Source organism: Thalassococcus halodurans, from assembly GCF_900108225.1.
Lineage (GTDB): Bacteria > Pseudomonadota > Alphaproteobacteria > Rhodobacterales > Rhodobacteraceae > Thalassococcus > Thalassococcus halodurans.
The window spans coordinates 1-23,687 of record NZ_FNUZ01000005.1; the positions used below are offsets into that span (position 1 = coordinate 1).

General features: G+C 59.4%; 21 protein-coding genes and 1 pseudogene. 9 read left to right on the forward strand and 13 right to left on the reverse strand.

Features of this window, described 5'->3' with window-relative positions; genetic code table 11:
* Nucleotides 1-477 (forward strand): annotated as a pseudogene (glyA, locus tag C4S59_RS14505) (serine hydroxymethyltransferase); the annotation flags it as partial.
* A 107-nt stretch (nt 478-584) separates the two neighbouring features.
* Here glyA and C4S59_RS14510 read toward each other — a convergent pair.
* Both C4S59_RS14510 and pdxR read right to left on the reverse strand, forming a co-directional pair.
* Complete coding sequence (locus C4S59_RS14510; protein ID WP_103911255.1) at nt 585-1,913, reverse strand: DUF4041 domain-containing protein; 1,329 nt, start codon at nt 1,911-1,913, stop codon at nt 585-587.
* A 282-nt stretch (nt 1,914-2,195) separates the two neighbouring features.
* Nucleotides 2,196-3,632, reverse strand: coding sequence for a MocR-like pyridoxine biosynthesis transcription factor PdxR (gene pdxR / locus C4S59_RS14515; protein ID WP_103911483.1), 1,437 nt, complete (start codon nt 3,630-3,632; stop codon nt 2,196-2,198).
* A gap of 63 nt (nt 3,633-3,695) precedes the next feature.
* Here pdxR and C4S59_RS14520 point away from each other — a divergent pair, with 63 nt between their 5' ends.
* Complete coding sequence (locus tag C4S59_RS14520) at nt 3,696-4,352, forward strand: pyridoxamine 5'-phosphate oxidase family protein (protein WP_103911256.1); 657 nt, start codon at nt 3,696-3,698, stop codon at nt 4,350-4,352.
* 43 nt (nt 4,353-4,395) lie between these two features.
* On the opposite strand, the gene C4S59_RS14525 is transcribed toward C4S59_RS14520, so the two are convergent.
* Nucleotides 4,396-5,298, reverse strand: coding sequence for a LysR family transcriptional regulator (locus C4S59_RS14525; protein ID WP_103911484.1), 903 nt, complete (start codon nt 5,296-5,298; stop codon nt 4,396-4,398).
* Nucleotides 5,299-5,426: 128 nt separating this feature from the next.
* Here C4S59_RS14525 and C4S59_RS14530 point away from each other — a divergent pair, with 128 nt between their 5' ends.
* Nucleotides 5,427-6,035: a class I SAM-dependent methyltransferase gene (locus C4S59_RS14530; RefSeq protein ID WP_103911257.1), complete on the forward strand. Its 609-nt coding sequence runs from the start codon at nt 5,427-5,429 to the stop codon at nt 6,033-6,035.
* Here C4S59_RS14530 and C4S59_RS14535 read toward each other — a convergent pair.
* Entirely contained in the window at nt 6,032-6,406 is a 375-nt protein-coding gene (locus C4S59_RS14535) for a hypothetical protein (protein WP_103911258.1), read from the reverse strand. The genes C4S59_RS14530 and C4S59_RS14535 overlap by 4 nt on opposite strands.
* A 75-nt stretch (nt 6,407-6,481) precedes the next feature.
* On the opposite strand from C4S59_RS14535, the gene C4S59_RS14540 reads away from it, so the two are divergent.
* Entirely contained in the window at nt 6,482-7,252 is a 771-nt protein-coding gene (locus C4S59_RS14540; protein ID WP_103911485.1) for an alpha/beta fold hydrolase, read from the forward strand.
* On the opposite strand, the gene C4S59_RS14545 is transcribed toward C4S59_RS14540, so the two are convergent.
* Complete coding sequence (locus C4S59_RS14545) at nt 7,249-7,593, reverse strand: hypothetical protein (protein WP_234994784.1); 345 nt, start codon at nt 7,591-7,593, stop codon at nt 7,249-7,251. The two genes, C4S59_RS14540 and C4S59_RS14545, sit on opposite strands and share 4 nt — an antisense overlap.
* A 207-nt stretch (nt 7,594-7,800) precedes the next feature.
* Here C4S59_RS14545 and lepA point away from each other — a divergent pair, with 207 nt between their 5' ends.
* Both lepA and C4S59_RS14555 read left to right on the forward strand, forming a co-directional pair.
* Entirely contained in the window at nt 7,801-9,603 is a 1,803-nt protein-coding gene (gene lepA / locus C4S59_RS14550) for a translation elongation factor 4 (protein WP_103911486.1), read from the forward strand.
* A gap of 241 nt (nt 9,604-9,844) precedes the next feature.
* Nucleotides 9,845-10,192 carry a hypothetical protein gene (locus C4S59_RS14555; RefSeq protein WP_103911260.1) on the forward strand — a complete coding sequence of 116 codons (348 nt, stop codon included), beginning with the start codon at nt 9,845-9,847 and terminating at the stop codon, nt 10,190-10,192.
* A gap of 7 nt (nt 10,193-10,199) precedes the next feature.
* Here C4S59_RS14555 and C4S59_RS14560 read toward each other — a convergent pair whose 3' ends face one another.
* Entirely contained in the window at nt 10,200-10,652 is a 453-nt protein-coding gene (locus C4S59_RS14560) for a low molecular weight protein-tyrosine-phosphatase (protein ID WP_103911261.1), read from the reverse strand.
* A 62-nt stretch (nt 10,653-10,714) separates the two neighbouring features.
* Here C4S59_RS14560 and C4S59_RS14565 point away from each other — a divergent pair, with 62 nt between their 5' ends.
* Nucleotides 10,715-11,407: an NAD-dependent deacylase gene (locus C4S59_RS14565; RefSeq protein WP_103911262.1), complete on the forward strand. Its 693-nt coding sequence runs from the start codon at nt 10,715-10,717 to the stop codon at nt 11,405-11,407.
* Between the two features lie 66 nt (nt 11,408-11,473).
* Here the strand turns inward: C4S59_RS14565 and rpmB are convergent, their stop codons facing one another.
* Together rpmB and meaB are read right to left on the reverse strand one after the other, a co-directional pair.
* Nucleotides 11,474-11,761 carry a 50S ribosomal protein L28 gene (gene rpmB / locus C4S59_RS14570; protein ID WP_103911263.1) on the reverse strand — a complete coding sequence of 96 codons (288 nt, stop codon included), beginning with the start codon at nt 11,759-11,761 and terminating at the stop codon, nt 11,474-11,476.
* A 131-nt stretch (nt 11,762-11,892) separates the two neighbouring features.
* On the reverse strand, nt 11,893-12,876 hold the full coding sequence (meaB, locus tag C4S59_RS14575; RefSeq protein WP_103911264.1) for a methylmalonyl Co-A mutase-associated GTPase MeaB: 984 nt from the start codon (nt 12,874-12,876) through the stop codon (nt 11,893-11,895).
* Nucleotides 12,877-13,040: 164 nt separating this feature from the next.
* On the opposite strand from meaB, the gene gndA reads away from it, so the two are divergent.
* Complete coding sequence (gene gndA / locus C4S59_RS14580; protein WP_103911265.1) at nt 13,041-14,441, forward strand: NADP-dependent phosphogluconate dehydrogenase; 1,401 nt, start codon at nt 13,041-13,043, stop codon at nt 14,439-14,441.
* 4 nt (nt 14,442-14,445) lie between these two features.
* Here gndA and hrpB read toward each other — a convergent pair whose 3' ends face one another.
* The 3 genes from hrpB to C4S59_RS14595 all read right to left on the reverse strand — a co-directional run bounded on the left by hrpB (nt 14,446) and on the right by C4S59_RS14595 (nt 19,071).
* Nucleotides 14,446-16,875, reverse strand: coding sequence for an ATP-dependent helicase HrpB (hrpB, locus tag C4S59_RS14585; protein ID WP_103911266.1), 2,430 nt, complete (start codon nt 16,873-16,875; stop codon nt 14,446-14,448).
* 7 nt (nt 16,876-16,882) lie between these two features.
* Nucleotides 16,883-17,809: an ornithine carbamoyltransferase gene (gene argF, locus C4S59_RS14590; RefSeq protein WP_103911267.1), complete on the reverse strand. Its 927-nt coding sequence runs from the start codon at nt 17,807-17,809 to the stop codon at nt 16,883-16,885.
* Nucleotides 17,810-17,883: 74 nt separating this feature from the next.
* Nucleotides 17,884-19,071 carry an aspartate aminotransferase family protein gene (locus tag C4S59_RS14595; protein WP_103911268.1) on the reverse strand — a complete coding sequence of 396 codons (1,188 nt, stop codon included), beginning with the start codon at nt 19,069-19,071 and terminating at the stop codon, nt 17,884-17,886.
* A gap of 436 nt (nt 19,072-19,507) precedes the next feature.
* Here C4S59_RS14595 and C4S59_RS14605 point away from each other — a divergent pair, with 436 nt between their 5' ends.
* On the forward strand, nt 19,508-21,079 hold the full coding sequence (locus tag C4S59_RS14605; protein WP_103911270.1) for a 2-isopropylmalate synthase: 1,572 nt from the start codon (nt 19,508-19,510) through the stop codon (nt 21,077-21,079).
* A 98-nt stretch (nt 21,080-21,177) separates the two neighbouring features.
* On the opposite strand, the gene C4S59_RS14610 is transcribed toward C4S59_RS14605, so the two are convergent.
* Together C4S59_RS14610 and C4S59_RS14615 are read right to left on the reverse strand one after the other, a co-directional pair.
* Complete coding sequence (locus C4S59_RS14610) at nt 21,178-22,227, reverse strand: SGNH/GDSL hydrolase family protein (RefSeq protein ID WP_103911271.1); 1,050 nt, start codon at nt 22,225-22,227, stop codon at nt 21,178-21,180.
* Nucleotides 22,217-23,623 carry an MBOAT family O-acyltransferase gene (locus C4S59_RS14615; protein ID WP_103911272.1) on the reverse strand — a complete coding sequence of 469 codons (1,407 nt, stop codon included), beginning with the start codon at nt 23,621-23,623 and terminating at the stop codon, nt 22,217-22,219. The genes C4S59_RS14610 and C4S59_RS14615 overlap by 11 nt, the downstream gene beginning before the upstream one ends.
* Between the last annotated feature and the right edge of the window lie 64 nt (nt 23,624-23,687).

Here is a 23,687-nt window from a genome sequence, read left to right on the forward strand (position 1 = left end):
GTGATCGCGGCCAAGGCGGTTGCGTTTGGCGAAGCGCTGCGCCCGTCGTTCAAAACCTACCAGCAGCAGGTCATCAAGAACGCGCAGGCGCTGTCTGACCAGCTGATCAAGGGCGGTCTGGACACGGTCACACACGGCACCGACACCCACGTCGTGCTGGTAGACCTGCGCCCCAAAGGCGTCAAAGGCAACGCGACCGAAAAGGCTCTGGGCCGCGCGCATATCACCTGCAACAAGAACGGCGTTCCGTTTGATCCGGAAAAACCGATGGTCACCAGCGGCATCCGCCTTGGTTCGCCCGCCGGCACCACCCGCGGCTTCGGCGAGGCCGAGTTCCGCCAGATCGCGGACTGGATCATCGAAGTGGTCGATGGCCTGCGCGAGAACGGCGAAGACGGCAACGGCGAGGTCGAAGCCAAAGTCAAAGCCGAAGTCGCCCAACTCTGCGCCAAATTCCCGATCTACCCAAACCTCTGATCGGGTCACAAAAACACAAACAAAAAGCCCCCAAACACAGGGGGCTTTTTTAGATTTTAAACACTTCACAGCGCTATCAGTCCTGCTCTAATCTAGGCAGCGGATGTTCAAATCTCGGCAGGCAACGCGTTTTCACCTTGTGTTTGCAATTGCTCCAAAGTCTGGCGGCGTCGCGCCAAAGTCTCATGCCATTCCTGCGCCTCACGATCTGTAAAGAAATTCGCATCAGGAGCCAGCTTCCGAACCGCATCTTCGACTTCTGCGAGTTCGACCCGAAAAAACTCTTTTCGCATATTGGACATATTAATTCTTCGATCCGCAAATTCCTTGTGAAGCGCATTCTCCAAGGCTGGCGCTTCGTCCGAGTAAATCATTGCGTGGGTGTCGAAACCGAAAGGCACACTTGCATCGCCAAGCTCTTTCACCCTGTCGTCGGGCTCAAGACGGCGAGTAAGACCAATTTTGACGACGTCCTCTCCAAATGAACCAATATTTGAGATGACATAGACGTACCCTGATCTTGTCATCTCAGCCATTGCGCGCGCGCGCTCACCCATCGCATGCGCTTCAGCAAGTTGGGCTTCCAATTCTGCAATTCTGCCCTGATCTGCCCCAACCTCGCTTCGAGCTTTGTCTAGAAGCTTCTGATATTCACGCTCTTTTCTGTCAGCAGCTTCTGCGTCAGCCAAAAGTTTCTTTTCTTCTCGTTCAGCTCGGGCAAGTTCGGCCCTTTCTTCCTTTTCAATCTTCAGCTGCTCGCGATACTCATGCGTAAGAAATAATTCTTCGAGTTTCAGAGCAACGTATTCGTCGTTGATGCGGAGGTTCATCGAGGAATTGGCGCTATCAATTTGCTTCGCCGCGTTCAAAATTCGCTTTTCCATCGCTGCGGCATTGTTCCAACGGATGTTTGCAATAGCAGCCTCACATTCATTATTGAACGCACGCATCGTCAGTCGGGTCTGACGATTGATCATCGTTTTGCCCTTCGATCTACTTCCCTCGACAGTCCATTGGGTTGGGCAAAGAGTTGCTTCTTTTGAAGACACCATTGCTTTTTGGCGTTCTCTGACTTCCTTTATCTTTTCTTTGAAAGCCTCGCTGTCGCCAAAATCGAAGTGAGGCTCATAAACACCAAGTTCGGCGAACGATAAACGTTCATCATAGACAGCAACTTGTGTTTGCAATGTTTCAAGCAGCTTACGCTTTTCCGCGTATGCCGCTCGTACAGCTTCTGTTTTTGCCTTGGTTTCTTTGATTTCTTCTGCAAGTCGGGAACGCTCATCTTCGAGTGAAGTAATCGGAGCAAACCTTTCTTTGAGAGAAGAGGCTTCCGCATCCGATTTCTTGCGAGCATCCCTGTTTAAAAGCCACAACACCAAGAAAGGTATCGGAAGTAAAAACCAGAGCAGAATTAAAAACGCAAAAATATCCATTTCATATCTCTAATTGATTTGATTACAGAAAATTCTCCCCTGAGTCGTAATTCCAGTCAACCTACGCATTGAGACCGACTTGATTGGAATTTCAAACTGTAGGCTAAGTGATTTTCTTTTCAGCCGACGGAAACCGACGCCTTGCACGTATGACCCAGAAATAAAGTTTACGAGGGACCCATGCGTACACCGTTCAAATCCAGCCTTCCGTTGACCGCATTCGTCATCGCGCTTGGCCTTTTGGTTCAAATGCAACAGGCCGCCGCAGCTGGTCAGTGCTTGTCATTTTTCTGATGCACTCAACGCTTGGGCCAAGGTCTTAACTGCGCCAACCAATGCGCCCTCCTCAAAAGCCGCATAGCCCATAACAACGCCTTGCAGGTCCTCCGGCGCTTCGGGGTAGCGTGACAGCGCGCGCAGCGACAGCCCCGCCTTTTGGCCAATCGCGGCAACATCCACGTCGCGAAGCCCCGCCAACGCAGGCCCAAGGTCACAGATCAGATGCATCCCCGACGCCACATCCTGCGGGATCAGGTGATTGGGCAAATGATCGGCCAACGCCTTCATCAAAGCCAAACGCCGCTGGCCATAGATCCGACGCATGCGGCGCAGGTGCGTGGCGAATTCGCCCGCCTCCATAAACCGCGCCAGCGCCGGTTGCGGAAGAACCGAGGCCTGACTGCCCATTGGCTGCAACAAGGCCGTGACCTTTGCCACCAAACGATCGGGTACCACCAGATACGCCAGCCTGAGCGCGGGCATCATCAGTTTGGAAAAGCTGCCGACATAGATCACCCTGTCGGCAGACAAACTGGCCAGCGCGGGCAAAGGTGGGCCACTGAAGCGGAATTCGCTGTCATAGTCGTCTTCGATCACCAAGGCGTCTTGCGCCTTGGCCCAATCCAAGAGCGCCAGCCTCCGCGACAGGGGCAGCGTCATGCCCAAGGGATAGTTGCGCGATGGTGTGACGGCGACGGCCTTTGCTGTAGGCAAAGCGTCGGTTTGCAAGCCCTGCGCATCCACGGGGACAGAGCGACATGCCAATCCCCGACCTCGGAATGCTTGCAACATCGGGCCGTAGCAGGGGGCCTCGGTCAGCACGGTGTCGCCCTGATCCATCAGACGCGACAGCAGCGAAAACGCCTCCACCGAGCCGGACGTGATCACCACCTGCCCCGCGCTACAAGACAGCCCCCGCCACGCATTCAGATGATCCGCAATCGCCGCCCGCAACGGGGGCCAGCCCAAGGGGTCGGGCTGGGCCAGAAGATCGGGATCGGGCCTGCGCCACACGGCCTCAAGGTGCTTCGCCCACTGCGCATGGGGGAAATGTTCTGTGTCGGGCAAGCCGGGGTGGAACGGCACCAAAGGCTGCGCACCGATGGGCGGCGTTGCGGACACAGGATCAGGCCGCGACTCTTCCATCGGGGGTAAATCGGCGGCCACAAAGGTGCCCGCGCCTTGGCGTGTGTCCAGATAGCCCTCGGCCACCAGTTGATCATAGGCGCCCAGCGTCGTGACCCGCGAAATGCCCAGATCCTTGGCCAAGGCGCGACTGGCAGGCAAAGCCGCGCCCGACGGGGCCACGCCCCGCCGGATCAGATCGCGCAATGCCTCGGCCAATTGGACATGCATCGGCACCTGTCCGGAGCGGTCCAGCGTCAGGGCTAGAAGGGCCGCCTGCAAATTGGCCTTATTGTTTTCCGGCAAATTGGTCATTTTCATAAAGCCAATATTGCACGAAACCCCCTTCAGAAAAAGCCACAAGACCAAAGCAAAGCCATGACCACAGACCTACAGAAAACCGACCGTTCCCGCCTGCGCCGGTCGCACAATCGCGGGCATTTCGACCGTCACACCGTCAACGCCATTCTCGACGCCCAGCCCATGTGCACCGTGGGCTATGTCATCGACGGCAAACCCTATGTGACGCCGACGCTGCAATGGCGTGAAGGGAACACCGTGTATTGGCACGGCTCATCCGCGTCGCGCGCGCTGAAAAATTCGCGCGATGCCGAGGTCTGTCTGAGCGTTGCGATCCTTGATGGTTTTGTCATGGCCCGCTCTGGCATGCACCATTCTCTGAACACCCGCTCGGTCACGCTGTTCGGCACGGCCCGTCAGGTGTCGCACGAAGAGAAGGAAGAGAAGCTGTGCAACTTCATCAACCACCTGTTTCCGGGGCGGTCGGAAATCCTGCGCCCGAATTCTGAGCAGGAACGCAAAGCGACGATGATCCTTGCGCTGGATATCGAGGAAGGCAGCGCAAAAATTCGCACAGGCCCGCCTGCCGATGATGAGGAAGACTACGATCTGCCGATCTGGGCGGGCGTGATCCCTGTGACCACCACCATCGGTGCACCGATTGATGACCCACGCAATCTGGACGGCCTGACCGCGCCGGATCATGTGACAGGGTTCAAATACGGTAAGAACTGAGATGCTTGATAGCGCGCGGGTCGTTGGCTCCGCGCGACACCGCCTAGATTCCGAACCGCGGCTGCGACAGGGCCTCGGCCAGAAAATCGAACACGATCCGGATGCGTTTGGCGCTGTGAAGTTCGCTGTGCGTGACCAGCCAGTAGGGCACGATAATCGGCTTCAGTTCGGGCAGGATGTTTTCCATCTCGGGCGACTGGTCGGCCAAATCGGAAATCATCGGCACAACGCCCTGCCCCCGTTTGGCCAGTTCCCAGCACACCAATCCGCTGTCTGACTGCAGGCTGACCTTGGGCACACCCGCAGGGATGCCCATACGTTCCAGAAACGGAGCAAGCTGTTCAGCGGTGCCCATGGCGACGAAATCAAGGTTCAGAACGTCCTCGGGCGTCTCGGGACGCCCGACGCGTTCGAGGTAGTCAATCGAGGCATAAAGGCAGGCCTCGGAATCGCGCAGTTTGCGGGCGATCAGTTCGGGCTGCTCGGGACGCACATGGCGGACAGCGATATCGGCCTCGCGCCTTTGTAGGTCACTGATGTCGTTGGATGAAATCACCTCGATCTCGATCTGGGGGGCGATCATGCGCAGGCGTGTCACCAGTTCCGGCATCACGACGGCAGCCATCATATCGGTAACCGACACGCTGACCTTACCGCCCACAGACTGTACTTGACCGGCGGCCGTGATCGACGTGCGGAAGGCCGCGTCGCCCATCGCGCGGATGTGGGTCAACAGCATCTTGCCCGCCGCCGTCAGCGCGAGGCCACGGCCCAGACGTTCGAACAGAATGATGTCCAGTTCTTCCTCAAGCGCCGCCACCTGACGGCCGATTGTGGGCTGGGCCACATCCAGTTCACGCGCGGCTGCGGAAAACGAACCGGTTTCCGCCGTGACCAGAAAGGCCCGGGCGCAGTTCCAATCAAATCGAATAGCAGACCAGTTCATGCAGATACGCATAGCACATAGTCAAATCTCGGCAATATGCATGGGACGCGCAAAAGATTAGATGACAGCTATCCTTTCAGACACCTTACTGACTTTGGCAAAGATATTCAGATTGCAGGACCGCCCCGATGATTGACCCGAAAAAATTCTGGACCAAGATTGCCCCCCGCTACGCCAAACATCCGGTCAAGGATATGGCGTCATATGAACACACGCTGGAACGGACGCTGTCCTATCTGTCGCCCGACCATTCGGTGCTGGAACTGGGCTGCGGCACCGGCACCACGGCGCTGCGACTGGCCGCATCAGGCGCGCAGATCACCGCCACCGATCTGGCCCCCGGCATGATCGAGATCGCCCGTGAAAAAGGGGCAGACACGCCCAACGTGCAGTTCGCGGTCAACGGCATTCTGGATGCGCCCGAGGGCCCGTTTGACGTCATCATGGCCTATAATCTGCTGCATCTGGTCGAAGATGTTCCCGGCGCGCTGCAAGCGATCAAATCACGGCTGAAACCCGGTGGACTGGTCATCACCAAATCCGCCTGTGTCAAAGGCGCGATGCCATTTATCGGGCTGTTCCTGCCGGTGCTTCAATGGATCGGCAAAGCGCCCTACGTGAACTTCATGACGGTCGAGGAACTGGACGCGATGTTTGCGGATGCGGGCTTTGATACCGTTGAAACTGGCGTTTTCCCGAAAAAACCGCCCGCGCGGTTTATCGTGGCGCGGGCCTAGATCAGGCCCCGCCAACGCATCACGGCAACGGCGACGGCAAACAGGATCACAAACTGCACGATCAGCCCCGCCGCAATACCCAGAGCTGTCTTGATCCGGCGTTCTTTGACGTCGATGGCGCTCAGGTGTCGTTCGCTGCGTTCAACCGCGCGGGCGATCACTGCGGGTTCAACGGTGCTGGCTAGTTGCGGGTGGCCCGCGATGTGTCCGCACTGCGACAGAAACTCAAGATCACGGCGCACCCATTTGGGCAGGCGCCGCCCTGCCTTGGCCGCACGACGCGCCAGATTGCCACGGCGCGCACCTAGCTTGTCTGCCAGAAGCGTTTCAAGCCGTTCGATATCGGCAGTCAGTGTGGTCGTGTTGATCATGAGTTATCGCTAACCGATTTTCGCAGCGCAGAAAAGGCGCTGGTCACTGGTAAAGTGCCGCGCTATCCCTTCGACATGTTGAACACCGTTGTGCATGGCACCCCGACCGACAAGCCCCCGCTTTTGATCGTGCATGGTCTTTATGGATCGGCGCGCAACTGGGGTGTGATCGCGAAACGTCTGTCTGACGAACGGCAGGTGGTTGCCGTCGATCAGCGCAACCATGGCAACAGTTTCCGCGCCGACCAGCACGGCTATCACGACATGGCGGGTGATCTGGCCGAAGTCATCGACGCCCACGGCGGTCAGATGGATGTCATGGGCCATTCCATGGGCGGCAAAGCGGCGATGGTTCTGGCGCTGACCCATCCGGAAAAGGTGGGGCGGCTTGTGGTGGCCGACATTGCGCCCGTGGCCTACAGCCACGATCAGACGCAATATATCAACGCGATGAAGTCTATTGATCTGGATAAGGTCGCGCGCCGATCCGATGCGGTGGAACAACTGGCGAAACTGGTGCCGGAAAAGACGCTACAAAGCTTTTTCACCCAAAGCCTGGATGTCGCCAACAAACGCTGGCTGCTGAATCTGGATGTGCTGGGGGCCGAAATGCCGAATATCATCGGCTGGCCCGGCACCACGGGCGAATTCCCCCACCCGACCCTGTTCCTGACCGGCAGCGAAAGCGACTATGTCCTGCCCGAACACCGCGCCCATATCCGCGAACTGTTCCCACGCGCCCGCTTTGCCAAATTTCCGGGCACAGGACATTGGCTTCACGCGGAAAAACCGCGTGAATTCGAAGCCTCGGTCAGAACGTTTCTGAATTACGATTTCGGCGATTAAACGCCGCGGCAGACCTGTTCGGCGCGTCCGTAGAATTCTTTGTAACGATCCCAGAACCGGTCATGGTTCGGACGCTTAGACATCTTGATGTCCTGCGCGCGCTGCGGATCTTTGAAGAAGCTGACCGCGATCGATTGATCCGACGACGACAACGTCCGGTCCGCTGTGGCCTGCACACATCCGCACAACGACCGGCTGCGCGCCTTACGGTCTGACGACATACAAGCCGAATAGATCGGGCCGGTTGCGAAACGGGTCACTTGGGGGGAACCATAGCTACGGGTGCTGCCGCCACAGCCCGCCACGATGGCACAAATGCACAGTGCTGCCAAAACTCTCATATTTCTGCTCATATATCGCGCCGGTCTGCGCCGGCTGTTTGATTGCAAACATAATGCGCGAAAACGGCTGACAAGGCAATTCACGTTCTGAAATGGCCCTGTTTTCTATGGCCCGACCGCCAGAATCGACGCGAAACCATGCGCCCTTGGCGTGTAGCGCATCATGCCACCTTGACCGGCCCCTGTTTCCGCTTCATATCCGCGTTTATGACACCACTTTCTCGCATCCGAAATTTCTCGATCGTGGCCCATATCGACCACGGAAAATCGACCCTCGCTGACCGGCTCATTCAGTTGACCGGCACCGTGGCCGAACGGGATATGAAAGCACAGCTTCTCGACTCGATGGATATCGAACGGGAACGCGGCATCACGATCAAAGCCAACACCGTGCGGATCGAATACCCCGCCAAGGATGGCGAGACCTATGTGCTGAACCTGATCGACACGCCCGGACACGTCGACTTTGCCTACGAAGTCAGCCGTTCCATGCGCGCGGTCGAAGGATCGCTGCTGGTGGTGGACGCGACCCAAGGCGTCGAGGCGCAGACATTGGCCAACGTCTATACCGCGATTGAAGCGGACCACGAGATCGTGCCCGTTCTGAACAAAATCGATCTGCCCGCCGCCGAACCCGAACGCGTCAAGGAACAGATCGAAGACGTGATCGGCATCGAAGCCGACAACGCCGTCGAGATTTCGGCCAAGACAGGTCTGGGTATCCCCGATGTGCTGGAAGCCATCGTCACCCGCCTGCCCGCGCCCGCGTCCGGCGATCCCGATGCGCCGCTGCAGGCGATGCTGGTGGACAGCTATTACGACTCGTACCTTGGCGTTGTGGTTCTGGTCCGGATCATGCAGGGCACCCTGAAAAAGGGCGACAACATCCGCATGATGCAAACCGGTGCGCGTTACGGCGTCGACCGTCTGGGTGTCTTCCGCCCGGCGATGCAGAATGTCGATGAACTGGGACCGGGTGAAATCGGCTTCCTGACCGCGTCGATCAAACAGGTGCGCGACACCAAGGTCGGCGATACGATCACACACGAACGCCGCCAATGCGAAAAACCGCTGCCGGGCTTTAAGCCGTCTGTGCCTGTGGTTTTCTGTGGTCTGTTCCCTGTGGACGCCAACGACTTTGAGGACATGCGCGACGCCATCGAAAAGCTGGCCCTGAACGACGCGTCCTTTACCGCCGAAATGGAAACATCTGCCGCGCTTGGTTTCGGTTTCCGCTGTGGTTTCCTTGGCCTGTTGCACCTTGAGGTTATCCGCGACCGTCTGGAACGCGAATATGACATCGACCTGATCACAACAGCGCCTTCGGTTATCTACCACATCTATATGAAAGACGGCGAACAGATCGATCTGCACAACCCCGCAGACATGCCCGACCCGTCCAAGATCGACCATATCGAAGAACCGCGCATCAAAGCGACGATCCTTGTGCCCGACGAATATCTGGGCGACGTGCTGAAGCTGTGCCAGGACCGTCGCGGCATCCAGCTGGACCTGACCTATGCAGGCTCTCGTGCAATGGTGGTGTACGATCTGCCGCTGAACGAAGTGGTCTTTGACTTCTACGACCGCCTGAAATCGGTGACCAAAGGCTATGCGTCCTTTGACTACCAGATGATCGGCTACCGCGAAGACAATCTGGTCAAGATGTCGATCCTTGTGAACGACGAACCGGTCGACGCCCTGTCGATGATGGTTCACCGCGACCGCGCTGAAATGCGTGGCCGCGCGATGTGCGAAAAGCTGAAGGATCTGATCCCGCGTCACATGTTCAAAATCCCGATCCAGGCGGCGATCGGCGGCAAGGTGATCGCGCGCGAAACCCTGTCGGCGCTGCGCAAGGACGTGACCGCGAAATGTTACGGCGGTGACGCGACGCGTAAGAAGAAACTGCTGGAAAAGCAGAAAGCCGGTAAGAAAAAGATGCGCCAGTTCGGCAAGGTGGAAATCCCGCAAGAGGCGTTTATCTCGGCCCTTAAGATGGATAGCTGAACCGGTTCACAAGCAAACAAAGACGCGCCTTCGGGCGCGTTTTTTTGTTTAGGGGATTGTGCGGAATCAGGGCTGCAAGCCCCCGCACCAGAGACGACGCGCCCCAACGCGGCGGCTCTTTGGCGGATCGGTCACTTCCCGCCTTAGGTCCTACGGACTTGGCAAAGATAAAGCACTGCTATTCCAACGCATGAGCACCATCGCACGCGTCATCTATGGCGCTATGTTGCATACATAGCTTGTGATCGGCGCGACCGATCTTACCTTTAACACCATGCGTGCGTTGGCTTTGATCTGTCTGCTTGCGGCCTGTGACACGGGCCATCTGGGCAATCCCCTGACTCTGCCCGTTCGGGCCGTGGCAAACGGCATCGAAAACGCAGGCTATCAGGCGCAGCGGGATCGGGTGAAGGCATTCCTAGCCGATCACATCGACGATCTGGACGACCCTGCAACGCTGGCGCGGTTCTGGCGCGTGGCCCCTGTGCCGCCTTCAATCCGTGCCAAGGTCCTGCGCGAAATCGCAGAACTGCCGGCGTCGCCCGACCGGATCGACCAGGCCACGGTGATCACCATGGTTCATCTGTGATTGCGGCTTACCCCAGCTCGGCCAACAGCCCATCGGCGCAGTGTTCCACCAGATCAAGACAACCGTCGAAATCGCGTGTGTAATATGGATCTGGCACATGATCCGCGCCTGTGTGAGCGGCGTAGTCGGTGAACAGCGCCACCGTCGCCCGCGCGCCCGCTGGCTGGATGCGGGACAGGTTTGACAGGTTGCTTTCGTCCATCGCGATAATCAGATCGAAGTCGTAGAAATCCTGCGCCGTGACTTGCCGTGCCCGCAATGGCGACAGGTCATACCCACGCGCCTTGGCCGCAGCCTGCATCGAGCCGTAGGGCGGCTCGCCCACGTGCCAGTCGCCTGTGCCTGCGCTGTCGATCTCTAACCGCACGCCCAATCCGTCAGCCTTGGCGCGCAAAACGCCCTCGGCGCTGGGAGAGCGGCAGATGTTGCCCAGACAGACGAATAGGATACGGTGCGACATGTCATGCCCTTTGCTGGTTCACAGGGCATAACCTAACACGCGACGGGCGGGGGTAAACAGCGATGGTGCAACGGAAAATCGTCATTCTGACAGGCGCAGGGGTTTCTGCCGAAAGCGGACTTCAGACGTTTCGCGCCTCTGACGGGCTCTGGCACGAACATCGCGTCGAGGATGTCGCCACGCCCGAGGCCTTTGCCCGCGACCCCGCGCTTGTGCAGGACTTCTACAACATGCGCCGCGCCCAAGGGGCCAAGGCCGAACCCAACCCCGCCCATCACGCGCTGGCACGGTTGCAGGCAGACTACGACGGAGAGGTCGTGCTCATCACCCAAAACGTCGATGGCCTGCACGAGGCCGCAGGTGCAAAGGTCATCCATATGCACGGGCAGCTGGATCAGGCGCTCTGTGCCACATGCGGGCACCGCTGGGCCGCGCCGTTGGAAATGCAGGCCCAACATCCCTGCCCCGCCTGTAATGCGCCCACAGGCCGCCCTGACATCGTCTGGTTCGGCGAGATGCCCTATCACATGGATGAGATCATCGATCACCTCTATGACGCGACGCTCTTTGCCGCGATCGGCACATCCGGGCGGGTTTATCCGGCGGCGGGATTCGTGCGCGAAGCCAAGGCCGCGGGCGCGTGGACAGTCGAGTTAAATCTGGATCCAAGCGACGTGGCCCGTGATTTCGACAACCACATCGTCGGCCCTGCCAGCACAACCGTGCCCGCGTGGGTCGACAGCCTGCTGGCGTGATCCGGACAACAGAAAAAGCCCCGACCGTTTCCGGTGGGGCTTTTCGCATCCAACAGGATAGAAAGCTTACGCTTCGGCTTGTGCCTTGGCGATTTCTTTCTTCACTTTCAGCGCTGTTGCCGAAAGCTCAGTGTCTTTTGCTTTTGCCAGGAACTTGTCCAGACCACCGCGGTGATCGACAGTACGCAGAGCAGCTGCCGAAATACGCAGTTTGATACCGCGGCCCAGTGTTTCGGACTGCAGAGTTACGTCGTTCAGGTTCGGCAGAAAGCGACGCTTGGTCTTGTTGTTGGCGTGGCTGACATTGTTGCCAACCATCGGGCCCTTACCGGTCAGTTCGCAAACACGCGACATGGTCTTTTCCTCGTCTCTAAGGGCGAATGATCGGCCATCCGCCAAAATCAAAGGGCGCCGATTAAGCAGCGCCCGGAATCTCGTCGGGCTTCTCTAGGCACTAAGCATGTGCGCGTCAAGCCTATCTGCGCCTAGCTTTGCAAGTAGGTCCTCAGAAACCTGTCTGCAGCGGCCGCAGCGGTCAATTCACCCTGTTCTACATCGTGCGAAAGCGCCTGCATCGCGCCTTTTAGCGGCTCTTTACTGAGTCGCGACAGCAAACCTTCGCGCACCTCTGATTCGAACCAGTAGCGCGCCTGTGCCGCGCGGCGGCTGTCCCAGTGGCCGTTTTCACGCCGCCAATCCGCCAGCGCCTGCATTTCGTCCCACGCCTGCGCCAATCCCTTTTCTTCCAGCGCGGACACCGTCAGCGCCTTGGGGAAGCCTTGGGGATCTTGCGGGCGCTTGCGCAACAGGCGCAGCGCACCGGCATAATCGGCACAGGTGCGGGTGGCCGTGGCCTTCAGATCACCGTCGGCTTTGTTGACCAGAATGATATCGGCCATTTCCATGATACCGCGCTTCACGCCCTGCAATTCGTCGCCACCCGCAGGGGCCAGCAGCAGCAGGAACAGGTCGGACATTTCGGCAACCACAGTCTCGGACTGGCCGACGCCCACGGTTTCCACAAGGATCACGTCAAACCCCCATGCCTCGCACAGGCCAATCGCCTCGCGTGTGCGGCGAGCGACGCCACCAAGGTGGGACTGGCTGGGGGACGGGCGGATAAAGGCGTTCTTTTCGCGCGACAGGCGGTCCATCCGCGTTTTGTCACCCAGAATCGATCCACCCGAGCGCGCCGAAGATGGATCAACCGCCAGAACAGCAACCTTCAGCCCCTGTTCGATCAGCATCATGCCGAAGGATTCGATAAAGGTGGATTTGCCCACACCCGGTGTGCCCGACAGACCAATGCGCAGCGCCGATTTCCCGCCGCCTTGCGCGTTCACCTTCTCCAGAAGCTCGGTCGCCATTTGCCGGTGATCATCGCGGCCGCTTTCCACCAGAGTGATCCCACGGGCCAAGGCGCGGCGGTCGCTGGCCAGAATTCCGCTGGCTAGGGCGTCGATATCCATGGTGTGTGGCCTCCCATCCGTTCGGGGTTTTCTGCATGGCAGAGACAGGCTTGTCCAGTCGCCAAAGGGCTTATGCATGGCCGCTGTGCGCCGATACACCTTTACTTCTGCGGCCTTGTGACCCACGTCAGCGCTAACGGTTATTCAAACAGGAGCTTTTCATCATGTCGGACCCGAAAATCGGTATTTACGGATTGGGCACCATGGGCGCGGCGCTTGCGTTGAACATGGCGGACAAGGGAATTGCCATCGCGGCGTCGAACCGGACGGCCTCGGTCATTCCCGAGTTTATGGAGCGCGCGGGCGATCTGGCGGAGAATATCACCGCTGTGGACGACCTGAAGGCGCTGATCGACGCGCTGCCAAAACCGCGCAACCTGTTGGCCATGATCCCCTCGACCGGCCCGATGGATGCGTTTCTGGATGATGTGATCCCGATGCTAGAGGCTGGCGACACCGTGATCGATGCGGGCAACGCCGATTTCCATTCCACCCGCGCCCGTGCGGCGCGTCTGGCCGAACACGATCTGCACTTTGTGGGTTTAGGGGTTTCCGGTGGTGAAGAAGGGGCGCGGCACGGCCCGTCGATGATGATGGGCGGCACAGATCACAGCTGGTCAGAACTGAAGCCCGTTCTGGAAAAAATCGCCGCCAAGTTCGACGGCGCACCTTGCGTCGATCACCTTGGCCCCGATGGCGCAGGCCATTTCGTAAAGACAGTTCATAACGGCATCGAATACGCTGACATGCAGGTGATCGCGGAAACCTACGATATTCTGCGCAATGGTCTGGGCATGGATCTGCCTGCCGTCGCCGACCAGTTCGACGCGTGGAACGATGGCCCCCTTGGCAGCTATCTGATGGAGATCACCGCCAAGGTGCTGCGCTATGACGATCCCGAAACCGGCAAACCCGCCGTCGATGTGATCCGCGACAGCGCCGGCCAGAAAGGCACAGGCCGCTGGACGGTGATCGAGGCCGTAAAGCTGGGCCAATCCGCCACAATGATCGAAGCCGCCGTTGCAGGCCGCGCGTGGTCGGCGGAAAAGCCGTTGCGCGAACTGGCCGCCAAGGCCTTTGGCGAGGATCGCGGCGCGCTTGATCTAGACGTGACCACGATCGAGGCCGCCCTGCGCGTGGCCCGTGTGCTGGAATACGCCCAAGGCTTCCGCATTCTGAAGGCCGCGTCGGATGAATACGACTGGAACCTTGACCCCGCCCGCATCGCTGAAATCTGGCGCGCAGGCTGTATCATCCGCGCCAAGATGCTCGACGATATTTCAGCCGCATTCCGCGATGGCGCGCCCGAGGGCCAGTTGCTGCTGGCGTCTGCCTTCCGCGACACGATCCAAGACGGCATCCCCGCCCTGCGTCAGGTCGTGGGCACGGCCGTCGCCGCGGGCCTGCCCGTGCCTGCCTTGGCCTCGGCGCTGGCGTGGTACGACACGATGCGCCAGTCGCGCGGGACGGCGAATGTGGTTCAGGCACAACGTGATTTCTTTGGTCGTCACGGCTTTGAACGGCTGGACGCCGAGGGCGCGCATCACGGCCCTTGGTGGGACTGAACGCCTAGGTCCGGCGCTTTGCCCGAAGCGTCGGATCAGCCTCGCGCGGGTTTTCCGGCCACGGATGTTTCGGATAGCGCCCGCGCATATCCTTGCGCACGTCGGCATAGGAGGTGTCCCAGAAATTCGGGATATCCATCGTGGTCTGCACAGGCCGACCCGCCGGTGACAGTAGCGTCACGCGCAACGGCCGTTTTGCCACAACGGGATGTACCGTCTGGCCGAACATTTCCTGAAGGCGCAGGGAAATTTCCGGATCGTCGCCTGAATAATCAATCGGGATGTCACGGCCCAAAGGCGTTTTGAACGCCGCAGGGGCGGCTGCGTCCAGCGCCTGCATCTGGTTCCAATCCAGCATGGCGCGGAGCGCGGGCAGAAGATCGAACTTCTTCCAATCATCGGCGGTTTTGACGCCGGTCAGATGGGGTAGCAGCCAGTAGTCCAAACTGTCCATCAAGGCCACGTCCGACATATCCGGCAGATCGCCACCTGCGTCCCGCACCAGCATCACGCGGGCGCGGAACCGTTTGGCCGCATCGGACAGCGACAGGCCCAGATCAGGGACACCATCCAGCATTGCATTCGCCACGGCATCAGAGGGCGCGTCTTTCCAGATGCGATCATCCAGCGCGATGGCCCCCAGCCGTTCCTGCTGACGCGCCACAACACGCCGATCGCGTTTGGACCACGCGCAGCTGTCTTCCCAGACGATCTGTTCGGCAAACAGCCCCCTCACTTCGCTGTCACTGATGGCAATCGCCTGCCTTATCTTGGCCTCGCGCGGGTCGCCATCCAGATCGGTCGCAACGATCAGGCGGCTTGCGCCCAACGGGTCATCCGGCGCAAAGATGGCGCCCTTACCCCCTGACAACTGGAACCGTGGCGCATCGCCTTTGCGGCGCAGACCGATGCGGTCGGGATAGGCCAATGCCGCCAGTTCTGCCGCACTCATGCCTTTAGAAGGGGTCTTGCCGCGCAGGCGCTTGACCTCGGTTCTGATACGGTCCAGCGCGGGGCGGTTCACGTCATAGGGATGGCGGTCGCGGAACGCGCGCAGATCATCCAGCGCCTTCAGGCGCAGCGTCAGGTCAGATGGCGCACCACGCAGCGGATCACGATCCGCCAGAAGCGCCGCCAAAGGCGCGGCATCTGCCCCGCCCAGCACCATCATATGCGCCAGACGCGGGTGCAGCGGCAGCGCGGCGATCTGGCGACCGTGATCGGTGATGCGCCCCTGCCCGTCCAACGCCCCCAACATGTGCAGCAACGTCTTCGCCTCGCCCAGAACGCCCGCGTTGGGTTGGGTCAGAAACAGCAGATCACCGGCCTCAGCCCCCCAAAGCGCCAGTTCCAGCGCAAGTCCGGTCAGGTCAGCGGCCTCGATCTCGGCGGGTGAGAAGGGCTGCATCCCGCCCTCTTCGCCCTTGGTCCACAGGCGGTAGCAGGTGCCTTCCGCCACGCGGCCCGCGCGGCCAGCCCGCTGTGTCGCTTCGGCCCGTGTGACGCGTTCCGTCACCAGCCGCGACATGCCCGAGGATGGGTCGAACCGCGCACGGCGGGCGCGGCCCCCGTCGATGACAACGCAGATGTCTTCGATCGTCAGCGAGGTTTCGGCAATGGACGTGGCCAGCACCACCTTACGGCCTTTGGTTTCGGGCCGGATCGCTGCGCGTTGGGCGGCGAAATCCATCGCGCCGTAAAGCGGCCTGATGTTGTGATCGGGTGGCAGACGGCCCGTCAGTTTGCTTTCAACCCTGCGGATTTCGCCCTCGCCCGGCAGGAACACCAGTATGCCACCTTCGGTTTCTGCGGCAGCAGAGACAACCAGATCGGCGACCGCATCCTCGAACCATTTGCCCTTGGGCACGGGGCGATCCAGCCAACGGGTTTCCACAGGAAAACTGCGGCCTTCGGACGTGACACGCGGGGCGTCCATCAGTACGGCCAAGGGGCCTGCATCCAGCGTTGCAGACATCGCCAACAGGATCAGATCATCCCGCAGCGCGCCTGCCACCTCAAGACACAGTGCGAGCCCCAGATCGGCATTCAAAGACCGTTCGTGGAATTCGTCAAAGATCACCGCACCGACGCCCTCCAGCCCCGGATCGGATTGCAGGCGGCGGGTCAGGATGCCTTCGGTCACCACCTCGATCCGCGTGTTGGCGCTGACCTTGGCCTCACCGCGCACGCGGTAACCAACGGTTTGGCCGACCTTTTCGCCCAACACATCGGCCATGCGTTCGGCGCTGGCGCGGGCCGCCAGACGGCGGGGTTCCAGCATCAGGATGGTGCCGTCGGTCAATCCGGCCTCAAGCATCGCCAAGGGCACACGGGTGGTTTTACCCGCACCCGGCGGGGCCTCAAGAACAGCGCGGCCCCGCGATTGCAGGGCCGTCAGCAAGTCCGGTAGTGCGTCTTCTATGGGAAGGCGCATGGGATCATCACACCCCGAGACACCAGCGCATCACCGCCTTTTGCGCGTGCAGGCGGTTTTCGGCCTCGTCCCAGATGACCGAGTTCGGGCCGTCCATGACTTCGGATGTGACCTCTTCCTCGCGGTGGGCGGGCAAGCAGTGCATGAACAGCGCGTCGGGCTTGGCGGCTTCCATCAACTGGCGGTTCACCTGATAGGGGCGCAGCATATTGTGGCGGCGTTCCTTGGCCGATTGCGCGTCATGCATCGACACCCACGTGTCAGCGATGATCAGATCGGCATTTTCCACGGCTTTCATCGGATCGCGTTCAATCGTGATCTGCGCGCCCTTGTTGCGGGCAAAGCCCACGAATTCCATCTCGGGGTCCAGTTGCACCGGACCGGTAAAGGTCAGGTCACAGCCGAACTGCCCCGCCGCATGCAACCAGGATGCACAGACGTTGTTACCGTCACCGGCCCAGACCACCTTTTTGCCCGCGATGGGGCCACGGTGTTCTTCGAACGTCATGACATCAGCCATGATCTGGCAGGGGTGCGTGCGATCGGTCAGGCCGTTAATCACCGGTACGCTGGCATATTCTGCCATTTCCTCAAGCACGGCTTCGTCGAAGGTGCGGATCATGATCATGTCCACATAGCGCGACAGAACACGGGCCGTGTCGGCGATGGTTTCGCCGTGACCCAGCTGCATGTCGTTGCCCGACAGCACCATGGTTTCGCCGCCCATCTGGCGCACGCCCACGTCGAACGACACGCGCGTCCGCGTCGACGGTTTTTCAAAGATCAAAGCAACCATGTGGTTTTTCAGCGGCTGGTCCGCATCCGGCGTCGCCTTGGGCGCACCGTTGCGGGCCTGCTTCATGTCTTTGGCCTGTTCGATCATCTGCCGCAAATCGGCGGGATCGGTTTTATGGATATCCAGAAAATGGTTCATAACAGCGTTTCTTTTCCTTTGGCGAAGGCAGCGATCAGGCCGCCCACCCCCGCAATATATTCATGTGATTAAGATCAGGCAGAGGCACCCTGCGCCGCGAGCGCGGTTGCCACCGTGGTCAGACGTGTCAGCGCTTCGTCGATCTCGGCCATGCTCAGCGTCAGGGGTGGCAACAGACGCACCACGTTGTCCGCCGCAGGTACGGTGATCAGTTCGTTGTCATAGGCATTGTTGACGACATCCATATTGGCCACGCGGCATTTCAGACCCAGCATCAGGCCGCTGCCGCGCACTTCTTCGAACACCTGCGGGTGCAGCGCGACCAGACCTTCAAGCCCCTGACGCAGATGACCGGCCTTGCGGTTTACCTCGGCCAGAAATTCCTCGTCCGCGACGATATCCATAACCTTGCCGCCCACAGCACAGGCCAGCGGGTTGCCGCCGTAAGTGGACCCATGCGTGCCCGCCGTCATGCCGGACGCTGCCATTTCTGTCGCCAGAACAGCACCCAGCGGGAAGCCACCACCGATGCCTTTGGCGACCATCATGATATCCGGCGTCACACCGGCCCATTCATGCGCAAACAATTTGCCTGTCCGGCCCATGCCGCACTGGACCTCGTCAAAGATCAGAAGCGTGCCGGTTTCGTCGCACAGATCGCGCAGGCCTTTCAGGCACTGATCCGGAACGGGGCGAATGCCGCCTTCCCCCTGAACGGGTTCGATCAGAACAGCCGCGGTGCGATCCGTGATCGCCGCACGTGTCGCGTCGTGATCGCCCCAAGCGATATGGGTGAAGCCAGGCAACAGGGGCGCGAAACCCTTCACCATCTTCTCGGATCCGGCCGCAGCAATACCCGCAGAAGACCGTCCATGGAACGAACCGCCAAACGTGACGATCTCGGTCCGGCCCTCATCGCCTTTGTCGTACCAGTACTTGCGCGCCATTTTCACGGCCAGTTCGCAGCTTTCGGTGCCCGAGTTGGTAAAGAACACCGTGTCGGCAAATGTGTGTTCCACCAGCTTGTCCGCCAGCGCCTGCTGTTCGGGGATCTGGTACAGGTTCGACACATGCCACAGCTTGTTCGCCTGATCGGTCAGCACCTGAACCAGTTCAGGATGCGCATGCCCCAGCGCATTCACCGCAATCCCTGCGCCAAGGTCCAGAAAACGTCGGCCGTCTGCCTCAATCAACCAGCTTCCTTCGCCTTTGACGAACGTCAGCGGAGCACGATTGTAGGTCGGCAGAATAGACGGGATCATAGTGTTATCCTCATAAAAGAGCCCGATTGGTGCCAAGGGCACGGGGGCAAGTCAAGGTTTTGCAGTGTTTGAAAGGGGTGAACAGGATCGGCCCGCCGCATTTCGGCAGGAAAAAGAGACTTAGATGTCTCGTCGCAAGATCAGATCAGTGTTCATAAGCGGCGCTATGGCAGCAGATCCCCCCTCTGGCAAGAGATTCCTTACGTGGGCGCGCGTTTTCGGTCTTTTCATTCAGAACATGCTGCGTATAGTCGCGCTCATGATGATCAAAGGCCATATCACAGCACTTTCGCACCGCCCTTCGGCGGCGGCGACGCTTGGCCTGCTTCTTCTCCTAACTCGCCTCTGAGCGCGTCCCTAACGGCGCGGCCGCTCAGAGGAGTACCGGGATACGCGTCGGACAAGGACCCAGGAGAAGATAGAAGAGAGACCTGACATGACAGACACGACCAAAGACCGCGTGGTTATTTTCGACACCACTCTGCGCGACGGCGAACAATCGCCCGGCGCCACAATGACCCATGACGAAAAGCTCGAGATTGCCGAGCTGCTGGATGACATGGGCGTCGACATTATCGAGGCCGGCTTCCCCATCGCCTCCGAAGGTGACTTCCGCGCTGTGTCGGAAATCGCCGAGCGCTCTAAGAACTCGGTAATCTGTGGTCTGGCGCGCGCTAATTTCAACGACATCGACCGCTGCTATGAGGCCGTGAAAAAAGCCGCCCAGCCGCGCATCCATACGTTCATCGGTACATCGCCCCTGCACCGCGCGATTCCAAATCTGACCATGGATGAAATGGCGGTGAAGATCGAAGAAACGGTCACACATGCCCGCAACCTTTGCGACAACGTCCAGTGGTCGCCGATGGATGCCACCCGTACCGAATGGGATTACCTCTGCCGCGTGGTCGAAATCGCGATCAAGGCCGGTGCCACCACGATCAACATCCCCGACACCGTGGGCTACACCGCCCCGCGCGAAAGCGCCGATCTGATCAAACGCCTGATCGAAACGGTGCCGGGCGCGGATGAGGTGGTCTTTGCCACGCACTGCCACAACGACCTTGGCATGGCGACGGCAAACGCGTTGGCCGCTGTCGAAGGCGGCGCACGCCAGATCGAATGTACGATCAACGGTCTCGGCGAACGCGCTGGCAACACGGCATTGGAAGAGGTCGTCATGGCCCTCAAGGTGCGCGGCGATATCATGCCCTTTGAAACCGGCATCGACACCAAGAAAATCATGCACATTTCGCGTCGCGTGGCGGCTGTGTCGGGCTTCCCCGTGCAGTTCAACAAGGCCATCGTCGGCAAAAACGCCTTCGCGCATGAATCGGGCATCCATCAGGACGGCATGCTGAAAAACGCCGAAACCTTCGAAATCATGCGCCCCGAAGACGTGGGCCTTTCCGGCACGTCCCTGCCCTTGGGCAAACATTCGGGCCGTGCCGCCCTGCGTGACAAACTGCGCCAGCTGGGCGTCGACGTGGGTGACAACCAGCTCAAGGACATCTTCGTGCGGTTCAAGGATCTCGCCGACCGCAAGAAAGAGGTCTACGACGAAGACATCCTCGCGCTTGTCACAGCCACCAACACCGATGCCATCTCGGACAGCCTGCAGATCGTGAACCTCAAGGTCATCTGCGGCACAGGCGGCCCGGCAGAGGCGACGCTTGAAATGGAAATCGACGGCAAGGAACAAACTGCCGTTTCCGAAGGCGACGGTCCGGTGGATGCGACCTTCAAAGCGGTCCGTATGCTGCACCCGAACAAGGCACGCTTGCAACTCTATCAGGTTCACGCTGTGACCGAGGGCACCGATGCACAGGCCACTGTCACCGTCCGTCTGGAAGAAGACGGCATGATCGCCACGGGCCAGTCCGCCGACACAGACACCGTCTATGCCTCGGCCAAGGCCTATGTGAACGCGCTCAACCGCCTGATCATGCGCCGGTCCAAATCCGAAGGATCGGATGCCAAGGAAGTCAGCTACAAAGACGTCAACTGACGCCCGCCAAAGGCACCCGCCCGAGGAGGCGGCCAAAGGCCAACGACGAGATAAACCAGCACGCGGTCCCATCGGGGCCGCGTTCCTTTTGGTAAAGCCTAGCTCTCCAGACCCAACGCCTCGGCAAACGCTTCAGAAAACTGCCGCGCACCTTCAAGCGTCAGGTGGTTGCCGTCCGTATAAACCTGATTGTCCTCACGGTACTCGCCCCAGAACAGGTCGTGAAAATCATAAAAGGCAACGCCGGTTTCCTCGGCCAAGGCCTCGATCCGCGGGCGTTCCTCTTCCCAAAGCGCGTTCAACACCGGATCGTTGAAATAGGTTTCCGTCATCGGTGCCACGAACATCACGAACTCGGCGCCTGCGGCTTCGGTTTCCACGATCATCTTGCGCAGCAACGACAGATTGAAATCACGGATGCCCGGCACTTGTTCCAATGCCGATTTTGCGCGTTCACCGTGATCCCACGCGTTCAACTGGCCTGAATTATCCAGACAATGGGCCGCCATCGGATAACGCGGGAACCCGTTGCGCTGGCCGAACTCATGGGGGTGGCTCAGCGGATTGCGCAGCACGCCACAGCCCTGCGCGGCGATCGCGTCATCCACATCCCCCATCGCGCGGCGCACAAGCTGGGAAATCGCGTCTTTGGTCATCTGGTTCACGCGCACAAACGGCATGACCGAAAAATGCGTGTGAAAGAAAATCCGTGCCCGCTCGGCAAAGCTCATGTTGGCGTCATCGGCGGGCATCGGCGTGTTTTGCAGCCATGACGACTCGATCAACCAGTTCTCCGGCGTTGTGATCCGATGATCATGATCCAAAAGCGCGGGCGACACGGGCATGAAGACATAATCCAGCCCCTCCACACGCGACAGCGCTGCCCGCAGTTTCAGATCAGCCGTCCAGATATCCCCCAGATCTTCGTTCAAGGAATGCCCGACCAATCCCATCGCCGGATAATAGACCGCCCGTCCATGGGACGCGCCCAACGTGATCGCGTCCAACCTGTCTTCCACCTCATAAAAGGCTTCAACCGGCTCGACGCGCTGTACTTTGGGCACGAACACCGTGCCCACGACAAAGGGAACCGCAAAGACAAAGGCCGTCAGGGCAACGAACCACAGGAACAGGCGCTTAAAACTCAAAGTAGATAAACTCCTGCGTGTTGAAGTTACCCAGCAGGATCACCGCAGCACAGATCAGCCCGATCAGGATCGGACGGGCCAGCGGCACCTCGGCCAGCGCCTCGACATTCCAGCGGTTGCCGCGCCATGCGTTCCAGTCGTTCAGGAACAGGAACACCATCATGCCCAATCCCACCACAAAGTTTTCGCGATACTGACCGTCGGCGATAATGCCGATCCCCAGATCGGTTGAAAACATCGTGCCAAGCTGGCTGATTAGATGCTGCGTGTCGGTGATGAAAAACATCGGAGCCGAGATCGAGCAGGTCAGCAAAACCGCCGTATGTCCTGTCATCTTGGCCAGCCATTCAGGCCCGTTAAAACGCGCCAATAGACCGGAAACCGGCCCCCAAACACGCATCAGAATACCCTGCGTCAAACCGAACAAAACAAAGTTCCACGACGCCCCGTGCCACAATCCGATGATCACCATCGCCATAATTGCCGTCAAAGACCGCCACGGTTCCTGCGGATAGCGCCGTGCGATGGGGATGTGGATGTAGTCCGTCACCCAGCGGGTCAGCGTGATGTGCCAGCGTTGCCAGAAGCCCGTCAGGTTGCGGGCAAAGAACGGCTGGCGGAAGTTTTCAGACAAGGTGATCCCCATCATCCGTCCCAGCCCGCGCGCGATCAGCGTGTAAGCCAGAAAATCCGCATAGACCTGCACCGTGGCGCAGAACCCCACGCCCCACATCAACAGCCCGCCTTCGCTGGTCCAAAGCGCAGATTGCACAAAGCCTGCGATGTTGTCGGCCACAGCCAGTTTGCAGAACACACCCCACGCCACCAGAACCATGCCGCTTTCGCACATGTCACGGCTGGGCATTGGAAGCGCCTTGATCTGGGGCATAAGCCGCCCGGCCCGTTCAATGGGTCCCGCAACCAGCTGCGGGAAAAAGCTAACATACAGAAAATACGTGAAAAAGCTTTCCTCTGGCTTCAGCTTTTTGCGGTAGATATCGAACGTATAGCTCATGGTTTGGAGCGTGTAGAACGAAATCCCCAAAGGTAGCACAAGGTTGTGCAGCACCATATCCGTGCCGGTCACCGCCTGCACGTTGGTGGCAAAGAAATTCCAGTATTTGAAGAAGAACAACAGACCCAGATTGAACAGGATCGACAGGATCAGCCACGTCTTACGGTCACGCTGTTGGTCTGCGGCGTAAATTTTGCGGCCCGCCACATAGTCGATGACAGCCGAGCCTACCAGAAGCGGCAGATATTTGGGGTCGTACCACGTATAGAAAATGATCGACGCCAACGCCAACAGCACCGGTCGCTTCTGCGCCGAGATCGCAAAGTACCCCAAAAGAAAAAGCGGGGTGAAAATCGCAAAAGGTAACGAAGTGAAAGACATCTACTGCTGCTGCCGTCTTATTGTTAACGCGGGAGTGTAACCCTAATTCGCGCTATACAACGGC

Excerpts from the sequence above, each read along its gene's own strand:
- C4S59_RS14510 (WP_103911255.1), bottom strand. The coding sequence starts at position 1,913 with ATGGATATTTTTGCGTTTTTAATTCTGCTCTGGTTTTTACTTCCGATA.
- pdxR (WP_103911483.1), bottom strand. The coding sequence starts at position 3,632 with ATGACCAATTTGCCGGAAAACAATAAGGCCAATTTGCAGGCGGCCCTT.
- C4S59_RS14520 (WP_103911256.1), top strand. The coding sequence starts at position 3,696 with ATGACCACAGACCTACAGAAAACCGACCGTTCCCGCCTGCGCCGGTCG.
- C4S59_RS14525 (WP_103911484.1), bottom strand. The coding sequence starts at position 5,298 with ATGAACTGGTCTGCTATTCGATTTGATTGGAACTGCGCCCGGGCCTTT.
- C4S59_RS14530 (WP_103911257.1), top strand. The coding sequence starts at position 5,427 with ATGATTGACCCGAAAAAATTCTGGACCAAGATTGCCCCCCGCTACGCC.
- C4S59_RS14535 (WP_103911258.1), bottom strand. The coding sequence starts at position 6,406 with ATGATCAACACGACCACACTGACTGCCGATATCGAACGGCTTGAAACG.
- C4S59_RS14540 (WP_103911485.1), top strand. The coding sequence starts at position 6,482 with ATGTTGAACACCGTTGTGCATGGCACCCCGACCGACAAGCCCCCGCTT.
- C4S59_RS14545 (WP_234994784.1), bottom strand. The coding sequence starts at position 7,593 with ATGAGAGTTTTGGCAGCACTGTGCATTTGTGCCATCGTGGCGGGCTGT.
- lepA (WP_103911486.1), top strand. The coding sequence starts at position 7,801 with ATGACACCACTTTCTCGCATCCGAAATTTCTCGATCGTGGCCCATATC.
- C4S59_RS14560 (WP_103911261.1), bottom strand. The coding sequence starts at position 10,652 with ATGTCGCACCGTATCCTATTCGTCTGTCTGGGCAACATCTGCCGCTCT.
- C4S59_RS14565 (WP_103911262.1), top strand. The coding sequence starts at position 10,715 with ATGGTGCAACGGAAAATCGTCATTCTGACAGGCGCAGGGGTTTCTGCC.
- rpmB (WP_103911263.1), bottom strand. The coding sequence starts at position 11,761 with ATGTCGCGTGTTTGCGAACTGACCGGTAAGGGCCCGATGGTTGGCAAC.
- meaB (WP_103911264.1), bottom strand. The coding sequence starts at position 12,876 with ATGGATATCGACGCCCTAGCCAGCGGAATTCTGGCCAGCGACCGCCGC.
- gndA (WP_103911265.1), top strand. The coding sequence starts at position 13,041 with ATGTCGGACCCGAAAATCGGTATTTACGGATTGGGCACCATGGGCGCG.
- hrpB (WP_103911266.1), bottom strand. The coding sequence starts at position 16,875 with ATGCGCCTTCCCATAGAAGACGCACTACCGGACTTGCTGACGGCCCTG.
- argF (WP_103911267.1), bottom strand. The coding sequence starts at position 17,809 with ATGAACCATTTTCTGGATATCCATAAAACCGATCCCGCCGATTTGCGG.
- C4S59_RS14595 (WP_103911268.1), bottom strand. The coding sequence starts at position 19,071 with ATGATCCCGTCTATTCTGCCGACCTACAATCGTGCTCCGCTGACGTTC.
- C4S59_RS14605 (WP_103911270.1), top strand. The coding sequence starts at position 19,508 with ATGACAGACACGACCAAAGACCGCGTGGTTATTTTCGACACCACTCTG.
- C4S59_RS14615 (WP_103911272.1), bottom strand. The coding sequence starts at position 23,623 with ATGTCTTTCACTTCGTTACCTTTTGCGATTTTCACCCCGCTTTTTCTT.